The organism is Streptomyces sp. NPDC019224 (assembly GCF_040632605.1).
Taxonomy (GTDB): Bacteria; Actinomycetota; Actinomycetes; order Streptomycetales; family Streptomycetaceae; genus Streptomyces.
This window is the reverse complement of record NZ_JBEYCF010000003.1, coordinates 71,394-85,069: the sequence shown is the minus strand read 5'-3', so window position 1 is coordinate 85,069 and position 13,676 is coordinate 71,394. Positions and strand designations below refer to the sequence as shown.

General features: G+C 70.1%; 12 protein-coding genes and 1 pseudogene. 6 read left to right on the top strand and 7 right to left on the bottom strand.

The window, feature by feature from the left end:
- Positions 1 to 9: 9 nt before the first annotated feature.
- Positions 10 to 994: pseudogene (locus ABZ564_RS03050) on the bottom strand (RNA-guided endonuclease TnpB family protein).
- Between the two features lie 24 nt (positions 995 to 1,018).
- On the opposite strand from ABZ564_RS03050, the gene tnpA reads away from it, so the two are divergent.
- Complete coding sequence (tnpA, locus tag ABZ564_RS03045) at positions 1,019 to 1,450, top strand: IS200/IS605 family transposase (protein WP_360848510.1); 432 nt, start codon at positions 1,019 to 1,021, stop codon at positions 1,448 to 1,450.
- A gap of 111 nt (positions 1,451 to 1,561) precedes the next feature.
- On the top strand, positions 1,562 to 2,419 hold the full coding sequence (locus tag ABZ564_RS03040) for a deoxyribonuclease IV (protein WP_360848508.1): 858 nt from the start codon (positions 1,562 to 1,564) through the stop codon (positions 2,417 to 2,419).
- Between the two features lie 30 nt (positions 2,420 to 2,449).
- On the opposite strand, the gene ABZ564_RS03035 is transcribed toward ABZ564_RS03040, so the two are convergent.
- Positions 2,450 to 3,082 carry a sulfite oxidase-like oxidoreductase gene (locus tag ABZ564_RS03035; RefSeq protein WP_360848505.1) on the bottom strand — a complete coding sequence of 211 codons (633 nt, stop codon included), beginning with the start codon at positions 3,080 to 3,082 and terminating at the stop codon, positions 2,450 to 2,452.
- Between the two features lie 154 nt (positions 3,083 to 3,236).
- Here ABZ564_RS03035 and bfr point away from each other — a divergent pair, with 154 nt between their 5' ends.
- Positions 3,237 to 3,716, top strand: coding sequence for a bacterioferritin (bfr, locus tag ABZ564_RS03030; RefSeq protein WP_360848502.1), 480 nt, complete (start codon positions 3,237 to 3,239; stop codon positions 3,714 to 3,716).
- Positions 3,717 to 3,726: 10 nt separating this feature from the next.
- Here the strand turns inward: bfr and ABZ564_RS03025 are convergent, their stop codons facing one another.
- Positions 3,727 to 3,954: a (2Fe-2S)-binding protein gene (locus tag ABZ564_RS03025; RefSeq protein WP_360848500.1), complete on the bottom strand. Its 228-nt coding sequence runs from the start codon at positions 3,952 to 3,954 to the stop codon at positions 3,727 to 3,729.
- Positions 3,955 to 4,123: 169 nt separating this feature from the next.
- Positions 4,124 to 5,470, bottom strand: coding sequence for a class II 3-deoxy-7-phosphoheptulonate synthase (locus ABZ564_RS03020; protein ID WP_360848497.1), 1,347 nt, complete (start codon positions 5,468 to 5,470; stop codon positions 4,124 to 4,126).
- A gap of 168 nt (positions 5,471 to 5,638) precedes the next feature.
- On the opposite strand from ABZ564_RS03020, the gene ABZ564_RS03015 reads away from it, so the two are divergent.
- From ABZ564_RS03015 to ABZ564_RS03005, 3 genes are all read left to right on the top strand, one after another.
- Complete coding sequence (locus ABZ564_RS03015) at positions 5,639 to 8,467, top strand: N-acetylmuramoyl-L-alanine amidase (protein WP_360848494.1); 2,829 nt, start codon at positions 5,639 to 5,641, stop codon at positions 8,465 to 8,467.
- 15 nt (positions 8,468 to 8,482) lie between these two features.
- On the top strand, positions 8,483 to 8,617 hold the full coding sequence (locus tag ABZ564_RS03010) for a trp operon leader peptide (protein WP_360848491.1): 135 nt from the start codon (positions 8,483 to 8,485) through the stop codon (positions 8,615 to 8,617).
- Positions 8,618 to 8,717: 100 nt separating this feature from the next.
- Positions 8,718 to 10,586, top strand: a complete 1,869-nt coding sequence (locus tag ABZ564_RS03005) for an anthranilate synthase family protein (protein WP_360848488.1) — start codon at positions 8,718 to 8,720, stop codon at positions 10,584 to 10,586.
- A gap of 24 nt (positions 10,587 to 10,610) precedes the next feature.
- Here ABZ564_RS03005 and ABZ564_RS03000 read toward each other — a convergent pair whose 3' ends face one another.
- The 3 genes from ABZ564_RS03000 to ABZ564_RS02990 all read right to left on the bottom strand — a co-directional run bounded on the left by ABZ564_RS03000 (position 10,611) and on the right by ABZ564_RS02990 (position 13,673).
- A complete protein-coding gene (locus ABZ564_RS03000; RefSeq protein WP_360848485.1) occupies positions 10,611 to 11,615 on the bottom strand; it encodes a 2-hydroxyacid dehydrogenase in 1,005 nt (334 codons plus the stop codon).
- Between the two features lie 136 nt (positions 11,616 to 11,751).
- Entirely contained in the window at positions 11,752 to 12,444 is a 693-nt protein-coding gene (locus ABZ564_RS02995) for a response regulator transcription factor (RefSeq protein ID WP_360848482.1), read from the bottom strand.
- Positions 12,441 to 13,673, bottom strand: coding sequence for a DUF5931 domain-containing protein (locus ABZ564_RS02990; RefSeq protein WP_360848479.1), 1,233 nt, complete (start codon positions 13,671 to 13,673; stop codon positions 12,441 to 12,443). The genes ABZ564_RS02995 and ABZ564_RS02990 overlap by 4 nt, the downstream gene beginning before the upstream one ends.
- Between the last annotated feature and the right edge of the window lie 3 nt (positions 13,674 to 13,676).

Genomic DNA, 13,676 nt, shown 5'->3' with positions numbered 1-13,676 from the left:
CTCTCCGCCTTAAAGGACGGAGATTCCCGCCTGGCTGCCGGTGGTCACCGGCTGGTGCTTCGGGTGGGTTCCTGTTTCTTCGCGCTGTGCCGGGACGAGTCCCGGTCTTACCCGCGCTCCGCAGGCTGTCACGGCCAGTCCGGCCGCCTTGGCGATGTTGACCGCCGCGTTGATGTCCCGGTCGAGGTGCGCCCCGCAGGCCCCGCACGTCCACGTACGGATGTCAGGGGCTTGGGGCCGTCCTTGACGCCGCACTGCGAGCACACCTGGGAGGTCGGCTCGAACCGGCCGATCTTCACGAAGGTGCGCCCGTACCGAGCGGCCTTGTACTCCAACATGTTCACGAACGCCGACCATCCGGCGTCGTGGACGGACTTGGCCAGGCGCGTACGCGCGAGTCCCTTGACCCCCAGGTCCTCCACCGCAACCGCTTGGTTCTCGCGGATGATCTTCGTGGAGAGCTGGTGATGGACCTCGCGCCGCGCATCGGCGGTCCGTGCGTGAGCACGCGCAACCTTGATCCGGGCCTTCGCCCGGTTCTTCGACCCCTTCACCTTGTCGGCTCCCGGATCGGTCTCCACGACGAAACTCGCGAAGTGCCACCCGCCGGCGTGATCTTCCATCCGGCGTTCGCGGTGAAGCGGATGGCCTGCCTGTTGTCCTTGCGGGACTTGAAGCGTGGCGCACCCGTCTTGGGGCGCTTGCCCTTGAGGCCGTCGAAGAAGTTCCGGTACGCGGTGTCCAGGTCCCGCAGGGACTGCTGCAGCACGACCGATGAGACCTCGGTGAGCCATGCCCGCTCAGGGGTCTTCTTCGCGGCGGTGAGCTGCTTGGACAACTCCCCGGACGGAACGAACGGCAGCCCGGCGGCGCGGGCGGTCTCACGGACACGAAGCGCGTCGTTGAAGACAACCCACACACACCTGAACGCCCTCGCCAACGCCACGCGCTGACCGGTGCTCGGGTACACGCGGAAGCTGTACCGAAGCTGCACGTTGATCACTATACTCTTTGGTTTATGTCACCACGGTGGAATCCCGATCCCGATGTACGCACCGGCCGTCATGTCGTCAACAACCTGCACGTTCACTTGGTTTTCATCACGAAGTACCGCCGTGAGGCCATGACCGACGCCATGCTCACGCGCTGCGAAGAGATCATGCGGGAGGTCTGCACCGACTTCGAGGCCGAACTCAAGCAGTTCAACGGCGAGGACGACCACGTCCACCTTCTGGTCCACTACCCGCCGAAAGTCCAGCTCTCCAAACTGGTCAACTCCCTCAAGGGCGTATCCGCTCGACTGCTGCGCAAGGAGCACGACGCACATGTCCGGCGATACCTTTGGAAGGGACACTTCTGGTCCGGCTCGTACTTCGCCGGAAGCTGCGGCGGGGCACCCCTGACCGCGGTCAAGCAGTACATCGAGAACCAGAAGCACCCCATGGGCTGAGGAGAACACTGCGGACCCGTGCCTCCGGTGCGGGGCAGAGCAATTCCGAGACGGCCCTCACCCCCGGCGCAAACGCCGGAGCACCAGCCAAGATCAAAGGTAGAAATCCGTATGCGCAACCCCGTCGGCGGCCATGTACCCGTGGCCGGCGGCCTCGCCAAGGCCGGTCTGCCCTATGCCCGCGAGATGGGCGCCGAGGCCGTCCAGGTCTTCGTCGCCAACCCGCGCGGCTGGGCCACCCCGGCCGGGAACCCGGCGCAGGACGCGCTGTTCCGGGAGCAGTGCGCCGCCGAGTCCGTACCGGCGTACGTACACGCCCCGTACCTGATCAACTTCGGCTCGCACACCCCGGCGACGGTGGAGCGGTCCGTGGAGTCGCTGCGCCACTCGCTGCGCCGGGCGCGGGAGATCGGGGCCCTGGGCGTCGTGGTGCACACCGGTTCGGCGACCGGCGGGCGGCCCCGCGAGGAGGCGCTGGCCCAGGTGCGCACACACCTGCGACCGCTGCTGGACGAGCTGACGCACGACGACGACCCGTTCCTGCTGCTGGAGTCCACCGCCGGGCAGGGTTCCTCGCTCTGCTCGCGGACCTGGGACTTCGGCCCGTACTTCGAGGCGCTGGACGCCCACCCGAAGCTCGGGGTGTGCCTGGACACCTGCCACATCTTCGCGGCGGGGCACGACCTGGCCGGGCCGGGCGGGATGAAGGAGACGCTGGACCTGCTGGTGGAGACGGTCGGCGAGGGCAGGCTGAAGCTCATCCACGCCAATGACTCCAAGGACGTCGCCGGCGCCCACAAGGACCGGCACGAGAACATCGGCTCCGGCCACATCGGCGAGGAGCCGTTCCGCGAGCTGTTCGGCCATCCGGCCACCGAGGGCGTGCCGCTGGTCATCGAGACGCCGGGCGGCAAGGAGGGGCACGCGGCGGACGTGGCCCGGCTCCAGGCGCTGCGCGACGGCGGCTGACCCGGCGGCTCCGCGGGCGGCGCGCCCCGGTCAGAGCTCGGGGCCGTCCCCGGGCTCCTCCTGGTAGGAGTAGCGCTGCTCCCGCCAGGGGTCGCCGATGTTGTGGTAGCCGCGCTCCTCCCAGAAACCGCGGCGGTCGGCGGTCATGTACTCGATGCCCCGGACCCACTTGGGGCCCTTCCACGCGTACAGGTGGGGGACGACGAGGCGGAGCGGGAAGCCGTGCTCGGCGGTGAGCAGTTCGCCGCCCTTGTGCGTGGCGAACAGGGTCCGGTCGGAGAGGAAGTCGTCGAGCCGGAGGTTCGAGCTGAAGCCGTACTCGGCCCAGACCATCACATGGGTGACCTGAGGGGCGGGCGGGGCGAGGGCCACGACATCGCGGGCGAGTACACCGCCCCACTCGGCGCCCAGCATGCTGAATTTGGTCACGCAGTGCAGATCGGCGACGACCGAGGAGAACGGCAGCGCCGAGAATTCCTCGTGGTTCCAGCAGTGCTTCTCGCCGTCGGCGGTCGCGCCGAAGACCCGGAATTCCCAGCGGTCCGGTTTGAACTTGGGCACCGGCCCGTAGTGGGTGACCGGCCACCCGCGCTGCAGCCGCTGGCCCGGCGGAAGCTCGGACTGCTCTGACGCGCGGTGTTCCCGGCTTTCCGGCTGACCCATGACTCCATGGTGACAGACAGGCAGGGGTGGTCGTGACCAGGGCGGAGATAATTCAGGCAACTCATACTAAGCATGCACTTACTGGACGGCCACCGGGTGCGGTGCGAGGATGCCGCCAACGTGCCCAGTTCACCGGTTGGAAGGAGCCTCTGCAATGCAGGGCGACCCCGAGGTCATCGAGTTCCTCAATGAACAGCTGACCGCCGAATTGACTGCCATCAACCAGTACTTCCTGCACGCCAAGATGCAGGACAACTTCGGCTGGACGAAGCTCGCGAAATACACGCGCGCCGAGTCCTTCGACGAGATGAAGCACGCCGAGATCCTGACCGACCGCATTCTCTTCCTCGACGGCCTGCCGAACTACCAGCGGCTCTTCCACGTACGGGTGGGCCAGACGGTCACCGAGATGTTCCAGGCGGACCGGCAGATCGAGGTGGAGGCGATCGACCGCCTCAAGCGCGGCATCGAGCTGATGCGGGGCAAGGGCGACATCACGTCGGCGAACATCTTCGAGTCGATCCTCGCGGACGAGGAGCACCACATCGACTACCTCGACACCCAGCTGGAGCTGGTCGAGAAGCTGGGCGAGCCGCTGTACATCGCGCAGCTCATCGAGCAGCCGGAGAGCTGACGGGCCGCGCTCAGGCGGCTTCGGGGAGCCCTTCGGCGGCGGGCGCCCGCTTCCGGTCCAGGAGCTCGCGGCGCGAGCAGGCGCCGCGCCCGAGCATCGCCTGGATGGTGCGGACGCATCCGCCGCAGTCCGTCCCCGCCTTGCAGGCCGAGGCGATCTGGCGGGGCGTGCAGGCCCCGGCTGCCGCATGGTCCTTGACCTGCTGCTCCGTAACGCCGAAGCACGAGCAGACGTACATGCGGTTCACCTCCCGGTCGGACGGATCGTGGAGCGCCGTCCCGATGATCGGTGAGGCTAACCTAACCTTACCCGCCGCCCGGAGGTGGTGAAAGCCCGGGAACGCCCTGTGGGGCACGGATCACATCGATCCGTGCCCCACAGCCGTACGGTGCCGCCTGCCGCGGCCCTTACTGGTCGCGGTACATCTCGGCGACGAGGAAGGCCAGGTCGAGCGACTGGCTGCGGTTGAGCCGGGGGTCGCAGGCCGTCTCGTAGCGCTGGTGGAGGTCGTCCACGAAGATCTCGTGGCCGCCTCCGACGCACTCGGTGACGTCGTCGCCGGTCAGCTCGACGTGGATGCCGCCGGGGTGCGTGCCGAGGCCCTTGTGCACCTCGAAGAAGCCCTTGACCTCGTCCAGGACGTCGTCGAAGCGGCGCGTCTTGTGGCCGGAGGCCGCCTCGAAGGTGTTGCCGTGCATCGGGTCGGTGACCCAGGCGACGGTGGCGCCGGAGGCGGTGACCTTCTCGACCAGCTCGGGCAGCTTGTCGCGGACCTTGTCGGCGCCCATCCGGACGACGAAGGTCAGCCGGCCGGGCTCGCGCTCGGGGTCGAGGCGCTCGATGTAGCCCAGGGCCTCGTCGACGGTGGTCGACGGGCCGAGCTTGATGCCGATGGGGTTGCGGATCTTCGAGGCGAACTCGATGTGCGCCCCGTCCATCTGGCGCGTGCGCTCACCGATCCACACCATGTGGGCCGAGGTGTCGTACAGGTGCCCGGTGCGCGAGTCGATGCGGGTCAGCGCCGTCTCGTAGTCGAGGAGCAGCGCCTCGTGCGAGGCGTAGAACTCGACGGCCTTGAACTCGGCCGGGTCGGTACCGCAGGCCTTCATGAAGTTCAGCGCGTTGTCGATCTCGCGGGCCAGGGCCTCGTAGCGCTGGCCGGACGGGGACGACTTCACGAAGTCCTGGTTCCACGCGTGCACCTGGCGCAGGTCGGCGTAACCGCCGGTGGTGAAGGCGCGCACGAGGTTCAGCGTGGAGGCGGACGCGTGGTACATCCGCTTCAGGCGCTCCGGGTCGGGGACGCGGTCGGCCTCGGTGAAGGCGAAGCCGTTGACGGAGTCGCCCCGGTAGGTCGGCAGGGTGACGCCGTCGCGGGTCTCGGTGGGCTTGGAGCGCGGCTTGGAGTACTGCCCGGCGATCCGGCCGACCTTGACGACGGGCACGGAGGCCGCGTAGGTCAGGACGGCGCTCATCTGGAGCAGCGTCTTCAGCTTGGCCCGGATGTGCTCGGCCGACACGGCGTCGAAGGCCTCGGCGCAGTCGCCGCCCTGCAACAGGAACGCCTCGCCCTTGGCGACGGCTCCCATACGGGCACGCAGCTGGTCGCACTCGCCCGCGAAGACGAGCGGCGGATACGACGCGAGGTCCGCGAGTACATCGCGCAGGGCCTCGGAGTCGGGGTACTCGGGCTGCTGCGCCGCGGGAAGGTCTCGCCAGGTGTTGCCACCGGCGACGGAGGTATTGGCGTTCACGGTCACGGCCTCCACATTACGGGGTCGCGTCCACTGCTTTTCCGGATTGCCCAGTGACTGAGACGGACGTCTCGGCTCGGCCGGCGCCGGGGCTGTCCGAACGGCCTGCTAGCCTCACGCCTTTCAGCGTTGAACAACGTTGGACAAGTGGACACTGAGGGTGGGGACTTGAAGCGGAATCACCGTAGGGACCTCAAGAAGAGACGGCTGCTGATCGGCGCGGGCGCCGCCGTCGTCGCGACCGCGACGATCGGCACCCTGGCCATGGCGTCGCAGGACCCGGGCACAGGGAACGCCAAGCCCGCCTCGCCGTCCGCCGTGCTCCAGGCCCAGTTCGAGGACGCGGCCCGCGAGTTCGACGTGCCGCAGAGCGTGCTGATGGCGGTCTCCTTCCGGCAGACGCGCTGGGAGAGCCACGACGGCGAGCCGAGCACGAGCGGGGCGTACAACGTCATGGGGCTCACGTCGGTCACCGAGGACGACGTCGAGCAGCCGACCGACGCGGAGCGGCTCGCGCACCTCAACATGAGCGGCGACCCGGCCGTCACGAAGCACTTCGACGCCGAGCGCGCGCTGCGCGAGCTGCCGAAGAAGACGGACACCGACACGCCCGTCCTGCACACGCTCGACGAAGCGGCCGAGCTGATCGACCAGCCGGCCGGGTCCGTGCAGGACGACACCGAGCAGAGCATCCGCGCGGGCGCCGCGCTGCTCGCGAAGTACCAGAAGGAAGCGACCGGGTCCCTGTCCGAGGACGCCGGCACGTGGTACCCCGCCGTGGCGCGCTACAGCCAGGCTCCGGACACCAAGGGCGCCACGCTCTTCGCCAACCGGGTCTTCGAGTCGGTCAAGAAGGGTGAGAGCCGGGTGACGGCGGACGGCCAGCAGCTGTCCCTGCCCGCCGATCCGTCGGTGGCCCCGGTCAAACCCGCGAAGATGCCGCTGGCCGCGACGAACGTGAGCCTCACCGCGACGCCCACCCCGGAGTGCCCCTCCGGGCTGAACTGCGACTTCCGGCCGGCCGGCTACAAGCAGAACAGCAGCACCCCGGACGACTTCGGCAACTACAACGAGGCGAACCGCCCGGACAGTGGCGAGGACATCCGCTACATCGTCATCCACGACACCGAGGGCGGTTACACCGGCTCACTGGCGACCTTCCAGAACCCGGCCTCCTACGCCAGTGCCCACTACCTGATCCGGGCCAGTGACGGCCTGGTCACGCAGATGGTGCAGACGAAGAACGAGGCGTGGCACGCGGCCAACAAGACCGTGAACATGCACTCGGTCGGGATCGAGCACGAGGGCTACGCGATCAAGTCGGGCAGCTGGTACACGGAGCCGCAGTACGAGTCCTCGGCGGCCCTGGTGAAGTACCTCGCCGGCAGGTTCGGCATCCCGCTGGACCGCGAGCACATCATCGGCCACGACGAGGTACCGGGCGTCCTGGACGCCAATGTCGCCAGCCAGCACTGGGACCCGGGCCCCTTCTGGGACTGGAACCACTACATGTCCCTGATCGGTGCCCCGACCGGTGCCAGTGGGGCGGGCGGCCCGGTCAAGGCCGGGGAGCTGGTCCGGGTGGTGCCCCCGTTCACCACGGCCAACCAGCCGGCACTGACGTACGGCGGCAGCGACGTCGCCAAGCAGCCGGCGAACTTCGGCTACCTCTACACCTCGCCCTCCACGACGGCGTCGAAGATCGTCGACCCGTACATGCCGAACGTGAGGTCCACCGACGGTCCGAACTGGGGCAACAAGGTCGTCGCCGGCGGTGAGTACGTCGTCGCGGAGGCGAAGACCGACTGGACCGCCATCTGGTACGGCGGCAAGAAGGCCTGGTTCTACAACCCGGGCGGCCAGTTCACCGCGCCCGCCGCCAAGACCGCGCAGCCGGTGCTGAAGGCCAAGGCCGGCGCGACGTCCGTCCCGGTGTACGGGCGCGCCTACCCGGAGGACGCGGCGTACGCGGGCACCGGGGTTCCGGTGCAGACGAAGAACAACGACTCGCTGACGAAGTACAGCGTCCCGGCGGGCCAGGCGTACGCGCAGGCCGGTCCGGCGCAGGCGGGTGACTACTGGTTCGCGGGCACGTTCGCGGGCACGGCCGACAACGACCGCACACTCGTGAAGGGGACCACGAACCTCTTCTACCCGATCCGCTACAACCACCGCATCGCCTGGGTGAAGGCGAGCGACGTCCAGCAGGCGAACAGCACGGTCCCGGACGCCGGGACCGACCGGTACAACATGATCGGCCGGGACAGCGCCGGGCGCATCTGGCAGTACCAGGGCACCGGCAGTGCCTCCTCCCCGTACTACCGTCGCTACCAGGCGGGCTACGGCTGGGGCGGCTACACGGCGCTCACCGCCATGACCGCGCTGCGGGCGGACGGCACGGGTGACTTCGTGGCCCGCGACAAGGACGGCGTCCTCTGGTATTACCGGGGCAGCGGCAACCCGGACAAGCCGTACATGGCCCGGCTCAAGGTCGGTAGCGGCTGGAACCAGTACAACATTCTCATCGGCATGCGCGACCTCGATGGTGACGGCAAGGCCGACATGATCGCCCGCAACAGCTCCGGCGTGATCTATTTCTACAAGGGCACCGGCGAGCCGTCGAAGCCCTTCGCGCCGAAGGCACAGATCGGCACCGGCTGGCAGATCTACAACGCGATCGTCTCCACCGGCGACCTGAACGGCGACGGCAAGGCGGACTTCGTGGCCCGGGACAAGGCCGGGGTCCTGTGGATCTACACGGGCACCGGCTCGGCCACCGCTCCGTACGCCAAGCGCGTCCAGATCGGTTCGGGCTGGGGCGCGTACAAGTTGCTGCTCGGCCCGAGCGACCTGGACCGTGACGGCCGCGGCGACCTGGTCGGCGTGGACTCGGCCGGAGATTTCTGGTTCTACCACTCCACCGGCAACGTGACGGCCCCGTTCGCGGCAAAGTCGCAGGTCGGGGACGGCTGGCAGATCTACGACACCCTGTTCTAGCCGACAGGCGTCCTGATGCGTGCGGGGCCCTTTCCCACCCGGCCGGGTGGGAAAGGGCCCCGCCGCCGTCCGGCGTGGGTTAGGGTACGGGGCATGTTCGCGCACTCGACCCGTAACTGGTGGTGGACCGCTCATCCGGCGGCCCACTGATCGCGCGTACACACTGACGCAGAGGCCGCCCGAGGGGCGGCCTTTTCCGTGTCCACGGGTCGTTCCTCCCAGCTGATCCACCTGGAAGGAACCGAACCCCATGAGCATCGACCGACTCCTGCGCGACGACTGCCCGCCGTTCGCCCTGCTGCGCCGCCGCACCCCCGGCCACGACCACGACACCGTCGAGGTGCTGATCGGCCGGGTGCGCGAGGCCGACCGTCTCGCCGACATCCCCGTCGGCGAGCAGCCGTCGCTCGCACTGGTGCCGTTCCGGCAGATCGCGGAGCGCGGCTTCGACGTACGCGACGACGGGACGCCGCTGTCGGTCCTGGTCGCCGACGAGTCGTACACGATGCCCCTCGGCGAGGCGATGGATCTGCTTCCACGCCATGAAGTCCGCGTGGAGGACGGGGAGTTCGACGTCACCGACGAGGAGTACGCCGGCACCGTGCGACGGGTGATCGAGGACGAGATCGGCCGGGGCGAGGGGGCCAACTTCGTCATCCGGCGGACGTTCCGCGGCGAGATCCCGGGGTTCGGCCGGGCGGACGCGCTGGCCCTGTTCCGGCGGCTGCTGGCCGGGGAGCGGGGAGCGTACTGGACGTTCGTGGTGCACACCGGCGACAGGGTGCTCGTCGGCGCCAGCCCCGAGGTGCACGTGCGGATGTCCGGCGGGACGGTCGTGATGAACCCGATCAGCGGCACCTACCGCTATCCCGCCGAGGGGCCCACCCCCGAGAGCCTGCTGGCCTTCCTCGGCGACCGCAAGGAGACCGAGGAGCTCTCCATGGTGGTCGACGAGGAGCTGAAGATGATGTGCACGGTCGGCGACATGGGCGGGGTGGTGATCGGCCCGCGCCTGAAGGAGATGGCCCATCTCGCGCACACCGAGTACGAGTTGCGCGGACGCTCGTCGCTGGACGTGCGGGAGGTGCTGAAGGAGACCATGTTCGCGGCGACGGTCACCGGCTCCCCCGTGCAGAACGCCTGCCGGGTCATCGAGCGGTACGAGACCGGCGGGCGCGGCTACTACGCGGGGGCGCTGGCCCTGCTGCGCCGGGAGCCGGACGGCACGCAGACCCTGGACTCGCCGATCCTGATCCGGACCGCCGACATCGACGCGGACGGCACGCTGCGGGTACCGGTCGGGGCGACGCTGGTGCGCCACTCCGACCCGGAGAGCGAGGTCGCCGAGACCCACGCCAAGGCGGCCGGGGTGCTGGCCGCCCTCGGCGTGCGCCCGGCCCGCCCCGAGGCGGAGCGGGAGCGGCCCCTGCTGGTTGCCGATCCCCGGGTGCGGGCGGCCCTGGACGCCCGGCGGGACGGGCTCGCCCCGTTCTGGCTGCGGATGCAGGAGCGCGCCGCCGACCGCCGGGGCCACACCCTGGTGGTGGACGGCGAGGACACGTTCACCGCGATGCTCGGGCACCTGCTGCGCGCCTCGGGGTTCGACGTCACCGTGCGCCGTTACGACGAGCCGGGGCTGCGCGAGGCGGTGCGGGCGCACGAGGGGCCCGTGGTGCTGGGGCCGGGGCCGGGGAATCCGGGGGACGCGGCCGACCCGAAGATGCGGCTGCTGCGCGCGATGGCCGCCGAGCTGGTGCGCGAGCACCGGCACGGGCTGCTCGGGGTGTGCCTGGGCCACGAGCTGATCGCGGCGGAGCTGGGCCTGGAGATCGTCCGCAAGACGGTGCCGTACCAGGGCGCGCAGACCCGTATCGACCTGTTCGGGCGGCCCGAGACGGTCGGCTTCTACAACAGCTTCACCGCGCGCTGCGACGACTCCGGGGCGGCGGAGCTCGCGGCGCACGGCATCGAGGCGAGCCGGGACGCGGTGTCCGGGGAGCTGCACGCGCTGCGCGGGGCCGGTTTCGCCTCGGTGCAGTTCCACCCGGAGTCGGTGCTGACGCTGCGCGGTGCGGCGATCGTGTCCGAGCTGCTGGCGGGGCTCCCGGTGCGCGGCTGAGGCGCGGCCCGGGTCCTGGCGGTGTCAGGGCCCGGGACGGGCGGGGACCAGGACGTTGTCGCTGTGGCGGCCGGCCAGGTAGTCGTCGACGTTCCGGACGGTGGCGTCGATGATCTGGCCGACCGCGTCCTCGGTGTAGTACGCCTGGTGCGAGGTGACGATGACGTTCGGGAAGGTGACGAGCCGGGCCAGGGTGTCGTCGTCGACGCCCTCCAGGGACTTGTCCAGGAAGAACAGCCCGGCCTCCGCCTCGTACACGTCGAGTCCGACGCCCAGGAACCGGCCCGCGCGCAGCTCACCGACCAGCGCCGAGGTGTCGACGAGGCCGCCCCGGCTGGAGTTGACCAGGATCGCGTCGTCCTTCATCAGGGCGAGGGCGTCCTTGTCGATGAGGTGGTGGGTCGGGGGCAGCAGCGGCACGTGCAGGCTGACCAGGTCGGACTCGGCGAGGAGTCGCTCCTTGTCGACGTAGCGCATGCCCAGCTCGACGCAGGCCGGGTTCTCGGCGACGTCCCAGCCGAGGAGCTTCATGCCGAAGCCGTGGGCGATCCGGGTGAACGCCTCGCCGATCTTGCCGGTGCCGATGACGCCCACCGTGCGGCCGTGCATGTCGCGGCCGAGGAGTCCGTCGAGCCGGAAGTCGAAGTCGCGGGTGCGGCCGGCCGCCCGGATCACCCGGCGGTTGACCGCCATGGCGAGGGTCCAGGCGAACTCCGCGACCGAGTACGGCGAGTAGTACGAGACCCGGGAGACGCGCAGCGCCAGGCGCTCGGCGACGTCCAGGTCGATGTTGTTGAAGCCGGTGGAGCGCTGCGCGATCAGCTGGGTGCCGCCGGCCGCGAGCGTCTGCAGGACAGCGCCGCCCAGGTCGGCGTTGACGCTCGTGGAGACGATCTCGTAGCCCGCCGCGATGGGCGCGGTGTCGCGGTTCAGGAAGACGTCCAGGCAACGGACTTCGTGCTTCCCGGCGAAGGCCCTCTCGATCAGCGGCTTCTCGTCGGACTGCACTCCGAAGGCCAGGATCTCCACGACGTCTCCCCTGTCTGCGTGCCGCGCGCGGCCGGTCATCGCGAATATACGGCCGCGTGCCCCGCCGCGCCGCTCAGAGCCTGTCGTTCGGATCAGGCCGGATCCCGCGAGCCCGGCATGATCCGAACGACAGACCCTATGCGTCGTCGAGCCCGCGCTCTAGGGCGTACCGCACCAGCTCCACCCGGTTGTGCAGCTGGAGCTTGCCCAGGGTGTTCTGGACGTGGTTCTGCACGGTGCGGTGCGAGATGACGAGCCGTTCGGCGATCTGCTTGTACGAGAGCCCCTTGGCCACCAGCCGCAGCACCTCGGTCTCCCGGTCGGTCAGCTCCGGCGCCTTCGGCTCGCCGGAGGCGGCCGGTGCGGGCTCGGAGGCCAGCCTGCGGTACTCGCCGAGCACCAGACCGGCGAGGCCGGGGGTGAAGACCGCGTCGCCGGCGGCGGTGCGGCGGACGGCGTCGGTCAGCTCCTGGGTGCTCGCCGACTTCATCAGGTAGCCGGTGGCGCCGGACTTGACCGCCTCCAGGACGTCGGCGTGCTCACCGCTGGCGGAGAGCACCAGCACCCGCAGCCCGGGCTGGGTGCCGACGAGTTCCTTGCAGACCCGCACCCCGGGCATGCCGGGCAGGTTGAGGTCGAGGACCAGGACGTCCGGAGTGACGGCGCCGGCGCGGCGGACGGCCTGGGGCCCGTCCCCGGCGGTGGCCACCACGTCGAAGCCGGCCTCGGTGAGGTCGCGGGCCACGGCGTCGCGCCACATCGGGTGGTCGTCGACCACCATCACCCTGATCGCCCGCTGCCCGGTGCCCTCTTCGTGTGTCGCGCTCATCGGACCGAACCCGCCTTCCCCCGTGAAACCTTAGGAACCTTCAGTTCGACCTCGGTGCCCTGGCCGGGCACCGAGATCAGTTCTGCCGTACCGCCCAGGTCGCGCAGCCGGCCGCGGATCGACAGGGCGACCCCGAGCCGCCCCTCCCCCTCGGCCTGCGCGAGCCGCCCCTCGGGGATGCCGGGTCCGTCGTCCCGGACCGTCACGATCACCTCGTCCGGCCAGTCCTCCAGCAGGATCCACGCCCGGGCGTCCGCTCCCGCGTGCACCCGCACATTGTCCAGGGCGGCACCGACCGCCGCCGCCAGTTCCGCGGCCGCCGCGGACGGCAGCAGTACCGGCGCGCCCGGCTCCGCGAAGCTGATCCGCGCCCCGGCACGGGGGGTGAGCAGCGTCCGCAGATCGGTCTCGCCGCCGTCCCCGGCGTCCGGCTCGTCCTCGTCCGCCTCGACGGTCCGCACGACGGCGCCCTCGGAGGCGTCCTCGGAGACCCGGGTGGGGGGCACGAGGCCGCTGGAGACCAGGGTGCGCAGGGCGACCTCCTGCTCCCCGGCCATCCGGCCCAGCTCCGCGGCCTCGCCGCCGATCGCGGCGCCGCGCCGCTGCACCATCGCGAGGACCTGGAGCACGCTGTCGTGGATGTCCCGGGCCAGGCGTTCCCGTTCGCGGGTGGCGGCCTCGATCTCCAGGGCGCGGGCGAGGGTGCGCTCACTGGCGCGGGCGACCTCGACGACGTACCCGATGGCGATGGAGGCGACCCAGACCAGCATCACGTTGTGCAGGGTGTCGCGGCTGGGTTCGCCGCGCTCGATGAGGTTGGCGACGGCGACGAGGCTGGAGGCGAAGCCGGCCCAGCGCCAGCCGCCCTTGATCGCGAAGGCCAGGACGGAGCCGGCGGTCCAGATGGACGGCAGGGTCGGCCCGTCGACGTGCTGCGCCTGGAGGTCGGCGAGCGGGGTGACGACGATCCCGATGAGGGCGATGGCCAGGTCGGCGCCCAGGAAGCGCTTGGTGCAGGTGGCGGCGCTGCCCACCTTCGGCAGGGTGGCGAGCGTCCAGAGGGCCATCAGCGACAGAAACGCGATCGCTATCCAGGGCCGCTCGTAGTCGTGCCGGGCGAAGACGGCGATCAGGACCGCGTAGAGCATCGTCAGCACGCGGTACGCCGTCAGGGCGCGCCACAGCGGCTGCTCCACCGACATCCGTACCACGCGTACGCGTTTGACCATGCT